This window comes from Gemmatimonas sp., assembly GCF_046594945.1.
In the GTDB taxonomy this organism is placed as follows: Bacteria; Gemmatimonadota; Gemmatimonadetes; order Gemmatimonadales; family Gemmatimonadaceae; genus Gemmatimonas.
Genome location: NZ_JBKJRB010000156.1, coordinates 72,301 through 86,261, shown reverse-complemented (window position 1 = coordinate 86,261; position 13,961 = coordinate 72,301). Strand labels below are relative to the sequence as shown.

Annotated in this window: 12 protein-coding genes; 2 read left to right on the top strand and 10 right to left on the bottom strand. The window is 63.0% G+C overall.

The genetic code is table 11. The features are described 5' to 3' along the window. Position 1 precedes the first annotated feature (1 nt). Both ACLL97_RS18745 and ACLL97_RS18740 read left to right on the top strand, forming a co-directional pair. The gene (locus ACLL97_RS18745; RefSeq protein ID WP_411282018.1) at positions 2 to 1,480 is read left to right on the top strand and encodes an aldehyde dehydrogenase; all 1,479 of its coding nucleotides are present in this window, start codon (positions 2 to 4) and stop codon (positions 1,478 to 1,480) included. 7 nt (positions 1,481 to 1,487) lie between these two features. Then, positions 1,488 to 3,164: a thiamine pyrophosphate-binding protein gene (locus ACLL97_RS18740; RefSeq protein WP_411282017.1), complete on the top strand. Its 1,677-nt coding sequence runs from the start codon at positions 1,488 to 1,490 to the stop codon at positions 3,162 to 3,164. Between the two features lie 1,816 nt (positions 3,165 to 4,980). On the opposite strand, the gene ACLL97_RS18735 is transcribed toward ACLL97_RS18740, so the two are convergent. From ACLL97_RS18735 to carA, 10 genes are all read right to left on the bottom strand, one after another. Then, positions 4,981 to 5,784 carry a c-type cytochrome gene (locus ACLL97_RS18735; RefSeq protein WP_411281998.1) on the bottom strand — a complete coding sequence of 268 codons (804 nt, stop codon included), beginning with the start codon at positions 5,782 to 5,784 and terminating at the stop codon, positions 4,981 to 4,983. Between the two features lie 120 nt (positions 5,785 to 5,904). Further along, on the bottom strand, positions 5,905 to 6,675 hold the full coding sequence (locus tag ACLL97_RS18730) for a succinate dehydrogenase/fumarate reductase iron-sulfur subunit (RefSeq protein ID WP_411281997.1): 771 nt from the start codon (positions 6,673 to 6,675) through the stop codon (positions 5,905 to 5,907). After that, positions 6,675 to 8,588, bottom strand: a complete 1,914-nt coding sequence (locus ACLL97_RS18725) for a fumarate reductase/succinate dehydrogenase flavoprotein subunit (protein WP_411281996.1) — start codon at positions 8,586 to 8,588, stop codon at positions 6,675 to 6,677. Before ACLL97_RS18725 ends, ACLL97_RS18730 begins: the two co-directional genes overlap by 1 nt. Position 8,589: 1 nt before the next feature. Further along, entirely contained in the window at positions 8,590 to 9,312 is a 723-nt protein-coding gene (locus ACLL97_RS18720; RefSeq protein ID WP_411281995.1) for a succinate dehydrogenase cytochrome b subunit, read from the bottom strand. A gap of 62 nt (positions 9,313 to 9,374) precedes the next feature. Beyond that, a complete protein-coding gene (mdh, locus tag ACLL97_RS18715; RefSeq protein WP_411281994.1) occupies positions 9,375 to 10,304 on the bottom strand; it encodes a malate dehydrogenase in 930 nt (309 codons plus the stop codon). 224 nt (positions 10,305 to 10,528) lie between these two features. Further along, on the bottom strand, positions 10,529 to 11,569 hold the full coding sequence (gene moaA / locus ACLL97_RS18710) for a GTP 3',8-cyclase MoaA (protein ID WP_411281993.1): 1,041 nt from the start codon (positions 11,567 to 11,569) through the stop codon (positions 10,529 to 10,531). Continuing rightward, positions 11,539 to 11,988, bottom strand: coding sequence for a molybdenum cofactor biosynthesis protein MoaE (locus ACLL97_RS18705; protein ID WP_411281992.1), 450 nt, complete (start codon positions 11,986 to 11,988; stop codon positions 11,539 to 11,541). Before ACLL97_RS18705 ends, moaA begins: the two co-directional genes overlap by 31 nt. Beyond that, positions 11,985 to 12,227 (bottom strand): MoaD/ThiS family protein, encoded by a 243-nt coding sequence (locus ACLL97_RS18700; protein WP_411281991.1) that lies wholly within the window; start codon positions 12,225 to 12,227, stop codon positions 11,985 to 11,987. The genes ACLL97_RS18705 and ACLL97_RS18700 overlap by 4 nt, the downstream gene beginning before the upstream one ends. 147 nt (positions 12,228 to 12,374) lie before the next feature. Then, positions 12,375 to 12,719 carry an HU family DNA-binding protein gene (locus ACLL97_RS18695; protein WP_411281990.1) on the bottom strand — a complete coding sequence of 115 codons (345 nt, stop codon included), beginning with the start codon at positions 12,717 to 12,719 and terminating at the stop codon, positions 12,375 to 12,377. A 122-nt stretch (positions 12,720 to 12,841) separates the two neighbouring features. Then, entirely contained in the window at positions 12,842 to 13,954 is a 1,113-nt protein-coding gene (carA, locus tag ACLL97_RS18690; protein WP_411281989.1) for a glutamine-hydrolyzing carbamoyl-phosphate synthase small subunit, read from the bottom strand. Positions 13,955 to 13,961 lie beyond the last annotated feature (7 nt).

Here is a 13,961-nt window from a genome sequence, read left to right as displayed (position 1 = left end):
GATGCAGCGCTACCAGATGTACATCAATGGCCAATTTTCGGACGCCAGCTCCGGAAAGTGGTTTGATAGCTACAACCCCTATACTGGCGACGTTTGGGGTCAGGTTGCACAGGGTAACGCGGACGATGTGCATCGCGCCGTCACTGCCGCGCACACGGCGTTCACAACCGGTCCGTGGCCGCAATTCACCGCCAGCCAGCGTGGGGCCTTGTTACGCACGCTGGGCGACCTGATCGCACGCGACGCCCGCAAGCTGGCGGAATATGAAGTGCGCGACAATGGCAAGCTGATCGCCGAGATGGCGGCGCAGCTCCGCTACCTGCCGCAGTGGTACTACTACTATGGTGGCTTGGCCGACAAGGTACAGGGAACGGTGATTCCGCTGGACAAGAAGGGGTACTTCAACTTTACACGGAATGAGCCGCGCGGCGTGGTCGCCGCCATTTCGCCATGGAACTCACCGCTGCTGCTGAGCAGTTGGAAGATCGCGCCGGCGCTCGCTGCCGGCTGCACCGTGGTGCTCAAGCCGTCCGAGTTCACGTCGGCATCGTCACTGGAGTTCGTGAAGCTGGTTGCGGAAGCAGGATTCCCTCCTGGCGTCGTGAATGTCGTGACGGGCTTCGGCAGCGAGGTTGGTGCGCCGTTGATCGAACATCCACTCGTGAGGATGGTCGCGTTCACCGGTTCGGATACCACCGGTCGAGCCATCAATGAGCTCGCCGCCAGACACTTCAAACATGTGAGTCTCGAGTTGGGCGGAAAGTCGGCCAACATTGTATTTGCTGACGCCAACCTTGACGACGCGGTGAACGGCGCGGTGTCTGGCATTTTTGCGGCCACTGGACAAACGTGCATTGCGGGATCGCGGCTCTTGCTGCAGGACAGCATTCACGATCAGTTCGTCGAGAAGCTCACCGCGCTGGCGCGCACCGCGCGCATGGGTGACCCCATGAGTCTCGATACGCAGGTGGGTCCGATTACCACGCGACCGCAATATGAGAAAGTGCTGCGCTACATCGATATCGCCCGGCAGGACGGCGCCGAGCTGTTGGTGGGCGGTGCGCCGGCCACTCGTCCGGAGTGCGGCAACGGCTGGTTCATCGAGCCTACCATTTTCTCGGGCGTCAAGAACACCATGCGCATTGCGCAGGAAGAGGTGTTCGGACCCATCCTGTCGATCATCCGGTTCACCGACGAAGACGACGCAGTGCAGATCGCCAACGATTCCCGATTCGGTCTCGGAGCTGGCGTGTGGACCAGTGATATCGGTCGGGCCTTCCGTATGTCGGAGCGCATTCAGGCCGGCACCGTCTGGGTCAATACCTATCGCGCGCTCAGTTATATGTCACCGTTCGGCGGGTACAAGGACTCCGGGCTGGGTCGGGAGAACGGGATCGATGCAATTCGCGAATACCTGCAGGTGAAAAGCGTTTGGATCAACACTGGTGCCGCAAGCGCCAATCCGTTCACGATGCGTTGAGATGCACATACACGAACGCACGACCGGCCGTGACGCGTTTCTGCGGCTCTTGATCGATGAGGGGGTCACCCATCTGTTCGGTAATCCCGGCACCACCGAGCTGGCGCTCATGGAAGCGGTCCCGCAATTCCCGCAGCTCACGTACGTGTTGGGGTTGCAGGAGTCGGTGGTACTCGGCATGGCCGATGGCTTCGCGCGCGCGTCGCACCGGCTCGCCGCAGTCAACTTGCACTGTACACCGGGTCTTGGTCATGCCATGGGTGCCCTGTACAGCGCGAAGTTCTCCGGGTCGCCGCTGATCATCACGGCGGGACAGTACGAGATCGGCTATGGCCTGCAGGAACCGCTGTTGTATGAGCCGTTGGTGCCCATCGCGCAGCCACTCGTGAAGTGGGCCGTCGAGGTGACACGCGTTCAGGATCTGCCGCGCATCGTGCGACGCGCCGCAAAGATCGCGATGACGCCGCCCACTGGCCCCGTATTCATCAGTCTGCCGGGCAACATCCTGGATGACGAGACGGAACTCGATTTCGGCAGTCGCACTCGCGTCGATGCCGCCACTCGACCCTCTGACGCGGCGTTGATTCACCTGGCGGATACGCTGCTCGCGTCAGCGCGGCCGGTGATCATTGCCGGTCGCGAACTGGCCAACCGTGACGCGTTCGACGAAGCCAGCGAGCTGGCGACGTTGCTTGGCGCGGCAGTGTACCACGAGCCTGTGCCCTACAACGCCCGCTTTCCGTCCAGTCATCCGGCATGCATGGGCGACTTGACGCGCAACCAGACCAAGGTGCGAGAGACGCTGTTGCCGCACGACCTGCTGTTGTGTCTCGGCGCCGATCTGCTGCGCATGTCGCCGTACAGTACGGTCAATCCACTGCCTGACTCCCTGCCCGTCGTACACCTCACGGAACGCGACTGGGAACTCGGCAAGAACTATCACACGGCATTGGCGATCCGCGCGGACGTGAAAGAAACGTTGCGCGCGCTGCTGCCGGTGCTGCGAGCGCGACAAACCGCAGAGCACCAGAGCGCAGCCGGGCAGCGCCTTCACGCACTATCTGCTTCTAACTGGATATCCAGTCGCCTGCAGGCGCGCGGGGAAGCCAGCGTGCACGCCACGTCGATGCCCATTGATCCACGCGTGCTGATGATGTGTGTGGTCGACGCGTTGCCCGACAATGCCATCGTGGTGGAAGAAGCGCTGACAGCGGCGCCCGCGCTGGCCCGCTTTCTCCCCATGCGTGATGTGCAAAGCTTCTACGGGTTGGCCAGCGGCGGTCTGGGCTTCGCGATGGCGGGCGCCATTGGCATCAGCCTCGCGCAACCTGGACGTCCCGTCGTGGCGATGGTTGGCGATGGGAGTGCGATGTATGGCATCCAGGCGCTCTGGACGGCGGCGCATCTCGAGCTGCCGATTACCTACGTGATCATCAACAACCGCAGCTATCGGATCATCAAAGAGCGACTCGTGGCCGGCCGTCACTCCAATCGCTTCGTCGGGATGGATATGCGCGATCCGCCGATCGACTTTGCCGGCGTGGCCAGGGGATTCGGCCTCGCCGCGCGTTGCGTGACCGATCCGGACGATATCGGTCGTGTCATGCGGGCGGCGATCGAAAGCGGTGTGCCGAATCTGGTCGAGTTCATTGTCGACGACGGGTTCGGAAACGGCAACGCCTGAACCCGATACGCCGCCGCGAACAGCTTTACGCGGTGACCGTCGGCGCTGGTCCGCCGCCTCGGAGCGCCGCGTGAATCATCAGAAACTCGCCGAGATTCTCCGCTGTGACGGAGCTTGGTTCGTTACTGTCGCAAGCGCGAGGAGTCACGCTCGCGCTTTCGCCGATCTCGACGCTGTGGGCGGACGCGCATCGCGGAAGTGTGGATCAACAAAGCGGAGGACCAGACGGCGGTCATCGGGTAGCACTGCTCACTACACTCTTCACTCGCCCGTCTCATTTTCCTTGACAGGTTCCGCCCAGCCACGATACCTCTCAAGTACCTCGATCCAGAAGAGCGCCGAAAATTGCGCGCGGGTGGGTGAAGATCTTGGCGGATTCCGACTACTCACGTACAGCGCACATGATTCCCATCTCGCGAGCTGCGTTAGTCGTGCGGACGATCGTCGAGCTCTCGGGTGCGACGAGCACCGCGCTGCTCATCGGATTGCTGGCTCTGAGCCATCCGCTGCCTGCGCAAAGCCGAATCACCGGTGTCGTCATGGACTCGCTGTCCGGTACCGCGCGTCCGCTTGGCGGAGCCATCGTGACGTTGCCTGGCTTACGCCGGTGGTCCGATGCGGACAGTCTGGGACGATTCGCGTTTGACAGCGTACCGGCGGGTCGCCATGCGATCGCCGTGATGCATTCGCTGCTTGATTCGCTCGACGTCACCCTCCCCTCATCGTGGATCGACGTTCCGGAAACGGGCGAAGTCACGACGGTGCTCGCGGTACCCGGTGTTCGGTCGATGCACGCTATGCTCTGTGGCGCTTCCCTCGGGGACGGGGCCGGCCTGTTGATCGGCCGAGTCTTACTCGGTGATAGCACACGACCGGATTCAGGATTCGTCAAGTTCACATGGGTAGAGAAGGACGCTGCTGAGGTATCGCTGTCGCTCACCCTACAGCGAGGTGCCGTTTTTGTGGGGTGCAATGTTCCGGCCGGGCAACCCATTCGGATTGACGCGAGCACGCCTTTGGGGTCGTCGTTGCCCGTACAGGTCACTCTCGCCGGTCTCTCTTTTGTTCATGTCCCGATCCACGTGCGGACGGGGCAGCGGCGGCTCTCCCTTTCGGTCATGACAAATGATGGTCTGCCGATCGCTGATGCCAACCTTTCGACGACTGGCGCATCGAGCAGAACGTGGTCTGACTCCGTGGGACGCGCAGCACTCGTGGTGGCCGCTGGATCGCAATCTGTCAGGGTTTCGCGCGTAGGCTATCTGGAGCATTGGCAGTCGGTCGATGTCGCACGTGACACGGTACTGTCGATAACGATCCCACGTCTTCCCTTCCCGCTGACCCTGCAACGTATCGTCGGCCGATCCGGCGGGTTGCTACCAGCGGGTTTCGAGGCCCGCCGACTCGCCGGATTCGGAACGTTTCTCGGCCCGGAGACCTTGAAGCAGCTCGGAGGGTTGGAGCTGGGTCCGTTGCTTGCGCAAGCGAGAGGCGTCACGCTGGGTTTTACGTCTCGCGGTCGCAGTATGCCATCTCTTCGAGCGTTCAGTGCGGGCCGCTGCATTCCGAACTACTTCGTGGACGGAGCACCCTTCGTCGTCGAATCGGTCCTTCCCGCCCTGGGGAAATCTCGCTCATTCGCCGATCTCGACGCTGCGGTGCCACCCGAGTCGATCTTAGCGGTGGAGGTGTACGCATCACCCGTCGGACATCCGCCGGAGTTTGATCTTTCTTCCTCGACGGGGTGCGGGACAATCTTGATCTGGACAAAGCGTCGATGACCGTCGGGAAAGACGGGTAAGCACGTCGGGCGGCGTCACCTGTGGCTCGAGTCAGGTGAAACGCGGCGGTCGATTAGGGGGCGTACCGTCGGCATCGGTTTCCCAGCCTTGAGCGCCGCCTCGGTCGCATACGCCACGTCGGGCGGCGGGTCGCCCTTGGGCCAGTCGCGCGCTTTGCCGGGATGGTCCTGCCGCGGGAGCGAAAGTATGTACGCCGCGATGTCGGCCGCCTCGCGGGCCGTCAACGTGTCGGCACGATCATAAGGCATGTTGTGGCGCAGGAACGTGGCCAGCGTGTGCTGGCGCGCCATGCCGGCCCCGATTGAATAGCTGTCCGCCCCCCACACCGCCGGCGCCACCGTCATGCCCGCGCCGTTGGCCCCATGGCAGCGAGCGCACTGCCCCGCATATCCGACGTCACCGCGCGCGACCACGCCCACCAGCTTGACCGAATCGACCGGTGCCGGGCGAGGCAGCGCACGCAGCGTTTCAAGATACGCCAGCATGTCGCGCATCTCCTGGCCATCCTCGGGCAACATACGACCCGCCAAACTGCGAGCAACACACTCGTTCACGCGGCGGGCCAGTGTCTCTTCATAGCCGGGACGCGCCCGGTATCGCGGATAGCGCGCCGCCGTGCCCTGCCACGACATGGCGCTCGGTCGCGTGCCGTTGTCGAGATGGCAACTCACACAGCGCAGCGCATTCCCGCTGTGCTCCGGCAACGAATCGCGGAACGCCGACATCAGGGCAAGACCGCGTTCGGCATTACCGGCGTGAGGGACCGGCGCGCGCTCGGCGCATCCCACGATGAACACGACCACGAGCGGCGCAGCCACAATGAGAACAGCCGAGCGGAGTGAGGAGAGTACGCACATGCCTGAACATACGACAAAAAACGTGAGCGCGTTGCTGAAGCAGCGCGCCCACGTCCTTTGTGGCCGCGGCCGCAGCGCGACTCAGCTGGCCGTTGCCGTCTTGGACTCCTGCCGTTTGGCGCTTGCCACCAAGTAGTCTCGATTCATCTTCTTGATGACATCGATGCTGATCTCCTTCGGGCAGGCTTCCTGACACTCACCAACCAGCGTGCAGTGCCCGAAGCCCTCGATGTCCATCTGCTCGACCATCGCCAGCGCCCGCGGGTCGCGCTCCGGCTGGCCCTGTGGCAGCATGCCGAGGTGCGTGATCTTGGCGCCCGTGAAGAGCGACGCTGAGGCGTTCGGGCACGCCGCCACACAGGCACCGCAACCGATGCAGGCCGCGGCGTCCATCGCCTCTTCGACCGTGTCCTTGCCGATCAGGATCGAGTTGGCGTCACGCGCCCCGCCGGTATTCACCGACACGTACCCGCCCGCCTGGATGATGCGGTCGAACGAACCGCGATTCACCACCAGGTCCTTCACGATCGGAAACGCCGACGCCCGCCACGGCTCGACCGTGATGATGTCGCCGTCTTTGAACGCACGCATGTGGAGCTGACAGGTCGCCGCGCCCGCCCACGGTCCGTGTGCCTGCCCGTTGATCATCATGGAGCACGAGCCGCAGATGCCTTCGCGACAGTCGTGCGCAAAGGCCACCGGCACCTTCCCTTCGGCCGTGAGCTGTTCGTTGAGCAGGTCGAACATCTCGAGGAACGACATGTCCGCGCTGACACCGTCGAGCGTGTACGTCTCGAGCTTGCCCGGAGCCTGCGAGGCCGGCTGACGCCAGACGTTCAGAGTGAGCTTCATTACTTGTAGCTCCGGGTGGAGAGGTGCACGTTCTCGTACACCAACGGTTCCTTGTTCAGAATCGGCGTCTTGCCTTCGCCGGCGAACTCCCATGCCGCGACGTATGCGAAGTCATCGTCGTTGCGCTTCGCTTCGCCCGCCTCCTGGTATTCGACGCGGAAGTGACCACCGCACGACTCTTCGCGCTCGAGCGCATCGCGGCACATCAGTTCACCGAGTTCGATGAAGTCTGCTACTCGTCCAGCGTTTTCGAGCGCCTGATTGAGCGTGTCGCCGCTGCCGGGCACGTTCAGATTGCTCCAGAACTCTTCCTTGAGCGCCGGGATCAGCTTGAGCGCCTCGGTGAGTCCTTCCTTGGTGCGCGCCATGCCGCAGTGCTCCCACATGATCCGGCCGAGCTCCTTGTGGAAGGAGTCGACGGAGCGTTTTCCCTTGATGTCGAGGAAACGCTTCGTCTGCGCGCGCACCGACTCTTCCGCGGCGCGGAACTCAGCGTGCGTGTTGTCGACCTTGGCGAGCTTGGTACCGGCGATGTAATCACCGATCGTGTACGGCAGCACGAAGTACCCATCGGCCAGGCCCTGCATGAGCGCCGACGCACCGAGCCGGTTTGCCCCGTGATCGGAGAAGTTCGCTTCGCCAGCGACGTGGAGGCCGGGGATAGAGCTCATCAAGTTGTAGTCTACCCACAAGCCACCCATCGTGTAGTGCACGGCCGGATAGATACGCATGGGCTGGTCGTACGGATTCTCATCCGTGATGCGCTGATACATGTCGAACAGATTGCCGTATCGCTCAGCGATCGTGCTCTTGCCAAGACGCTTGATCGCATCGGCGAAGTCGAGATACACCCCGAGACCGCCGGGACCGACGCCGCGACCATCGTCGCATGCTTCCTTGGCGGCACGCGACGCAATGTCACGCGGTGCGAGGTTGCCGAAGCTCGGATACTTGCGCTCGAGGAAATAATCGCGCTCCGACTCCGGAATCGCCGACGCCGCGCGGTTGTCACTGCGCTTGATCGGCACCCAGACGCGCCCGTCGTTGCGGAGCGATTCCGACATGAGCGTCAGCTTCGACTGATGGTCGCCGCTCACGGGAATACAGGTCGGATGAATCTGCGTGTAGCACGGGTTCGCGAACGCCGCGCCCTTCTTGTACGCGCGCCACGTGGCGGTCGTGTTCGACAACATCGCGTTCGTGCTGAGATAGAACACATTGCCGTAGCCGCCCGTCGCCAGCACCACCGCATCGGCGGCATGCGACGTGATCTGACCGGTGAGCAGATTGCGCGTTACGATCCCGCGCGCATGACCGTCTACGACCACGACGTCGAGCATCTCTTCGAACGTGTGCATCTGTACGCCCTTGAGCGCGACCTGACGTTCGAGCGCCGAGTATGCGCCGAGCAGCAGCTGCTGTCCGGTCTGGCCACGGGCGTAGAACGTACGCGATACCTGTGCACCGCCGAAGGAGCGGTTGGCGAGGAGCCCGCCGTACTCGCGGGCAAACGGCACGCCCTGCGCGACACACTGATCGATGATATTCACCGACAGCTGCGCGAGCCGGTAGACGTTGGCTTCACGGGCGCGGAAGTCACCCCCCTTGATCGTGTCGTAAAACAGCCGGCGGATGGAGTCGCCGTCGTTCTGATAATTCTTCGCGGCGTTGATGCCGCCCTGCGCGGCGATCGAGTGCGCTCGGCGCGGCGTATCGTGGAAGACGAAGCAGGAGACGTGGTAGCCGAGCTCCGACATCGTGGCGGCGGCGGACGCGCCGGCGAGGCCGGCGCCGACGACGATCACGCTGTGCCGGCGCTTGTTGGCCGGATTCACCAGCTTCATCGAGAACCGATGCTGATCCCACTTTTGCTCGAGGGGACCGCTCGGAATCTTCGGGTTCAGGTCGAGCATATCAGTGGGTCTCCGCAGCAGGCGTCGCCAGCGCAGTGGCCGCCGACGATTCGGCAAGCGGTGGCGCCGGCGCAAACTTGCCGAGCACGGCGGCTATCGGGATGATCATGAAGCCGGCCGCGACGATGATCGCCACAGCCAACGCAATACGACGTTTGAGGGGATGCGCCGATGGTCGGGCCACGCCGAGCGTCCGTACGACGGCCCAACTGCCGTGGTACAGATGCAAGCCGAGCGCAGCCATCGCCAATAGGTAGAACGCCGCCACCAGCGGATTCGACAACGCAACACGCACGTTGGTGTACGGATCGAGATCGGTGAAATCCGGATGGATTACACCGACGGTGAGCTGCAGCAGATGGAGCACGATGAACACCAGGAGCAGGACGCCGCCCCAGCGGATCGTGCGCGCCGCGAACGTGGTGACCTGCGGACGGCGCTCTGCATATTCTTGCGGGCGCGCGGCGCGCGAGCGCATCGTGAGCTGATACGCCGCGAGCACGTGCAGCACAACGGCGGCAAGCAGACCGATACGAACGGCCCAAAGCAACGGTACGCTCGTGCGTAGCAGGAGCGCGTATTGGTGCATGGCCTCCTGCCCTTTGAACATGAGCAGATTGCCGGACATGTGGCCGATGACGAACAGGATCCCGATGATCCCGGTCACCGCCATCACGATCTTCTTGCCGATCGTGCTTTGCCAGAAACGCGAGAGAACGTGCATATGCGGGGGCAGAAGAAGAAACCGGCGCGCTCACCGTGGTGATCGCGCCGGTCCTATCAGAATCAGAGGGAGATCACGGACATCGGCTCGCGCACGGCTTGTGCGGAGCGTTCGAGCGCAGCGCGCTCGTCGTCGGTCAGGTCGATTTCAAGGATCTTCTCGAGACCGTTGCGACCGAGCTTGCAGGGCACGCCGAGGAACAGACCGGACAGCCCGTACTCGCCTTCAAGCCACGCCGCACACGGCAGGATGCGCTTGCGATCGTAGACGATCGCCTCGACCATCTCGACCGCCCCCGACGACGGCGCATAATACGCTGAGCCCGTCTTCAGGTACTTCACGATTTCGGCCCCACCGTCGCGCGCGCGCTGCACGATCGCGTCGAGCTGCTCACGCGGCATCAGCTGCGTGACCGGGATGCCGCTGATCGTGGTATACGAAATGAGCGGTACCATCGTGTCGCCGTGTCCGCCGAGCACCATGGCTTGAATGTCGCGCACCGACACGTCGAGCGCTTCGGCAATGAACGCGCGATACCGCGCCGTGTCGAGCACGCCGGCCATGCCGATCACGCGCTCGCGCGGAAAGCCCGTGACCTGTTTCGCGACGTAGCACATCACGTCGAGCGGGTTCGAGACCACGATCACGATCGCGTCCGGCGACGTGGCCTTGATCTGCTCGGACACCGACTTCACAATGCCCGCGTTGGTATTGAGCAGATCGTCACGTGACATCCCCGGCTTGCGGGCGATACCGGCGGTGATGACGACGATGTCCGATCCGGCCGTTTCCTCATAGCCGTTCGTGCCGATGACGCGCGTGTCGAATCCTTCGACGGGCGCCGACTGCCACTGGTCGAGTCCCTTGCCCTGCGGGATGCCGTCGACAACGTCGACCATCACCACCGTGCGACCAAGGGACTTTTCGGCGATGCGCTGCGCCGTCGTGGCGCCGACATTGCCCGCGCCAACGACCGTGATCTTATTGACCATGTTGTGCCGGTTCTCCGAACGGGTGTCCGAGCGAAGTTAAATGATGCGAAGGAGCGACACACAGGCTAAATCGAAGTTAGACGGTTAGCCTTTGGTCGTCGCTGCGAAGAAGACAGCTTTCGCATAATAGAGTGCTGCACCGACGCGAGCAACACGAACGGTCTCGCTCGTTGCGCATTGTGCCGTCGAGGGGGTGACCGTCGAGGGGGTGACCGGCGAAGCGGTTAGCCGCCGACCTGACTCAGCGCGCGGAGACCACCGACGCGCATCTGCAGCAACTCATGCGCCTTCGGCTTCTCGGCCAGCGCCTGGAGAAACAGCGGTCCGAGCGGCACCCCGGTACGGATCGCGTCGCGCAGCAAGACTTCATGGTCACCAAACAGACAGGTACGCAAGCGCCCATCAGCCGTGAGACGCACCCGGTTGCACCGCTCGCAATACGTGTGCGTCATCGGGGTAATCACGCCGACCGTACCCGCCGCATCGGGATAACGGTAATAGACGGCAGGACCGTTCCCGCGCGACGGGCCGGCATCGGGAGCCAACGCATCGACCGCCCGGATGCGCGACAGCACTTCGTCTGTGGGGACGACATGATCGAACGTGAGCTCGCGCAACTCCCCCACCGGCATGAGCTCGATGAACCGCACGTGCCACGGATTGTCCCTTGTCAGCGCGGCGAAGTCGGCGATTTCATCATCGTTAATCCCGCGCATGACCACCACGTTGATCTTGATCGGGCCAAGACCCGCGGCCTGCGCGGCGCGCGCTGAGGCGACTAGATCAAAGTGCAAATCCCGTCGTGCAATCTTCACCACACGCTCAGGACGCAACGAATCGGCGCTGATGTTCACGCGATCGAGACCGGCGTCAGCAAGTTCAGCCGCCATGGAGGGCAGTTTCACGCCATTCGTGGACAGCGCAATATCCTCGATGCCGGGGATGTCACGCAACATTCGCACGAGCGTCGCAAGCTGCGGCCGGATCGTGGGTTCGCCCCCCGTAATGCGAAGCCGTCGGAGACCCATCGGGGCGAGCTGACGCACGACATCCGCGATCTCTTCATATCGCAGAATATCCGCTTTCGGCAGCCAAGGGAGACCCTCCAGCGGCATGCAATACTGACAACGAAAGTTGCAGCGATCGGTCACCGAGATGCGCAGGTACTCGATCTTTCGCCCGAACTGATCGCGCGATTCGCCGAGAACGGGGGCAACGGAAGCGTCGGAGAGTGTCACGCCGTCACCGTGGTCGGATCGATCCATTCGCGATCCCCGCTCACGTAGTGCTCGCGCTTCCAGATCGGCACGCGTCGCTTGAGCGCTTCGATGACATCACGCGCGCCGTCCATGGCCTGTGCACGGTGGGCATGCGCCGCGACGATGGCCACACTGGCCTCACCAATATCGAGCACGCCCACGCGATGCTCGACCACTAGTCGCAATCCAGCGATGCGCCCGCAGGTCTCGTCCGCGATGGCCCGCAGCTCCGACTCGGCCATCGACTCATAGGCTTCGTACTCCATGCCGCTAACCGGTCGCCCGTCATTCAGGTCGCGAACGGTGCCCAGAAACACCGACACCGCGCCCACGCCGGGAGCCTGCGCCCTCGACAACAGCGCGCCGACGTCGATCGGCCCGTTCACGATGGCCACATGCAACACAACGCTCTCGGGCACCGTCATCCCCCCGCCACGGGAGGAATCAGCGCGACCTCGTCACCAACCTGCACGGCGGCACCTTCACGGACCCAGGTGCGGTTTACCGCGACCAGCGGTGCTGTGGGGAGACTATTACCGCCCGGCATCGATCGGATGACACACACGAGATCGGCCACCAGACACGGCGCCTCGAGGGGTACGTCGAGGCAACGAGAGCCGAAGGCGTCGGCGTAGGACGCGAAGAGAAGGACTGGAATGCTCATGTGATATACAAGATAGCCGATCAGATGCCGTTCGGTTCCGTGAGCTATCGTAATATCAACGCCCCGCTCGCGCGGCGCGCGGCGGGGCGTTGCAGTGGGGCGTTGCAGTGGGGCGTTGCAGTGGGGGCAGAATCGAATGGAGACAGACTACGCCTCGTTCATCTCCTCGATGTCGTCATCCTCGAGCATGCTTACATCCACACCTGCTACCATCGCACGCAGCTCCTTGCTGGGCTTGAACACTGGGACGGGACGCGCCGAGACCTCGACAGGCGAGCCCGTCCGCGGATTGCGCGCCATGCGCGTCTTCCGCTGTCGGATCTTGAACGTGCCGAAACCACGCACTTCGATATTCTTTTGCTCCTGAAGGGCTTCCTTGATGGCATCGAGGAAGGCGTCGACTACCCGCGCACAATCCTTTTTGGAGATGGTCGGTCCGGCCGTCTGCGCGATGCGCGCCGTGACGTTCTCAACCAGATCGGCTTTCGTCATGGACTCTACCAAGGGGTCGACGTGCCGGCCCAGCTTCTGGGGGCGTCCGGCACGCATCGAAGATCAAGCGAAGGAACCGAACGTATGACCTTAGTGCTTATCAGTCAAGCGTTTGGGTCACTTCACGGACGACGATTTTTCAGTGCGTCGAGAAACTGATCGAACAGGGGAACCGCGTCGTGCGGTCCCGGCGCTGCTTCCGGATGGTACTGGACAGCGAAGATCGGCAAGGTCCGGTGACGGAGTCCTTCAACGGTGCCATCGTTGAGGTTGACATGGGTAATCGCGAGATCGGGCGCTCCCTCGACCCCGTCAATCGATCCGACCACAGCGAAGCCATGATTCTGCGACGTGATCAACACCTTGCCGGTCGCGAGATCCTTGACCGGCTGGTTTCCGCCCCGATGCCCAAACGGCATCTTTTCGGTGCGCGCTCCGAACGACAGACCGATCAATTGATGACCGAGACATATCCCGAACATCGGCGTCCGGCTCGCGGCGATCTCACGGATGGCGGCCGGCGCGTAGGTCACGGCATCCGGGTCGCCTGGCCCATTCGACAGGAACACCCCATCTGGGTTCATCGCGAGCACGCGATCGGCTGGCGTGTCCGCCGGCACAACGGTCACGCGGCAATCGTGCGCCTCGAACAGCCGAAGAATATTCCGCTTGATCCCGTAATCGTAGGCCACGACGTGATACGTCGCGTCCGACTTACCCCAGGAGTAGGTCTCACGGGTAGACACCACGGTCGCAAGGTCGAGCCCTTCCATGCTCGGGCAGCCTTCGAGCACAGTCAGCGCCTCGCGGGTTGGCGTCTCGCCGAGCCCGATCACGCCGCGCATGACGCCGACAGAGCGGAGGTGCTTGGTCAAGCGACGGGTGTCGACCTCTGTAAGGGCTGGCACCTGATGCTCCTCGAGCCACTCGCGCAAGCCACCGGTGGCTCGCCAGTTCGAATAAGTCGGAGACAGTTCACGCACGACGATGCCGGCAACCTGCGGCCGAGCCGATTCGGGATCCTCAGTATTGACGCCGTAATTGCCGATCTGCGGCGCCGTGAGCACGACAGTCTGGCCGCGATATGAGGGGTCGGTAAAGACCTCCTGATATCCGGTCATGTTGGTGGTAAACACCACTTCGGCCACGGTGGGCGTTGTCGGTCCGACAAGCCGGCCGAGAAAAAGGGTTCCGTCCTCGAGGAGGAGGAACCCCTTGGGAGGCAACGTGCGCACGTATCGG

Excerpts from the sequence above, each read along its gene's own strand:
- ACLL97_RS18745 (WP_411282018.1), top strand. The coding sequence starts at position 2 with ATGCAGCGCTACCAGATGTACATCAATGGCCAATTTTCGGACGCCAGC.
- ACLL97_RS18730 (WP_411281997.1), bottom strand. The coding sequence starts at position 6,675 with ATGAAGCTCACTCTGAACGTCTGGCGTCAGCCGGCCTCGCAGGCTCCG.
- ACLL97_RS18725 (WP_411281996.1), bottom strand. The coding sequence starts at position 8,588 with ATGCTCGACCTGAACCCGAAGATTCCGAGCGGTCCCCTCGAGCAAAAG.
- ACLL97_RS18720 (WP_411281995.1), bottom strand. The coding sequence starts at position 9,312 with ATGCACGTTCTCTCGCGTTTCTGGCAAAGCACGATCGGCAAGAAGATC.
- mdh (WP_411281994.1), bottom strand. The coding sequence starts at position 10,304 with ATGGTCAATAAGATCACGGTCGTTGGCGCGGGCAATGTCGGCGCCACG.
- moaA (WP_411281993.1), bottom strand. The coding sequence starts at position 11,569 with ATGGATCGATCCGACCACGGTGACGGCGTGACACTCTCCGACGCTTCC.
- ACLL97_RS18705 (WP_411281992.1), bottom strand. The coding sequence starts at position 11,988 with ATGACGGTGCCCGAGAGCGTTGTGTTGCATGTGGCCATCGTGAACGGG.
- ACLL97_RS18700 (WP_411281991.1), bottom strand. The coding sequence starts at position 12,227 with ATGAGCATTCCAGTCCTTCTCTTCGCGTCCTACGCCGACGCCTTCGGC.
- ACLL97_RS18695 (WP_411281990.1), bottom strand. The coding sequence starts at position 12,719 with ATGACGAAAGCCGATCTGGTTGAGAACGTCACGGCGCGCATCGCGCAG.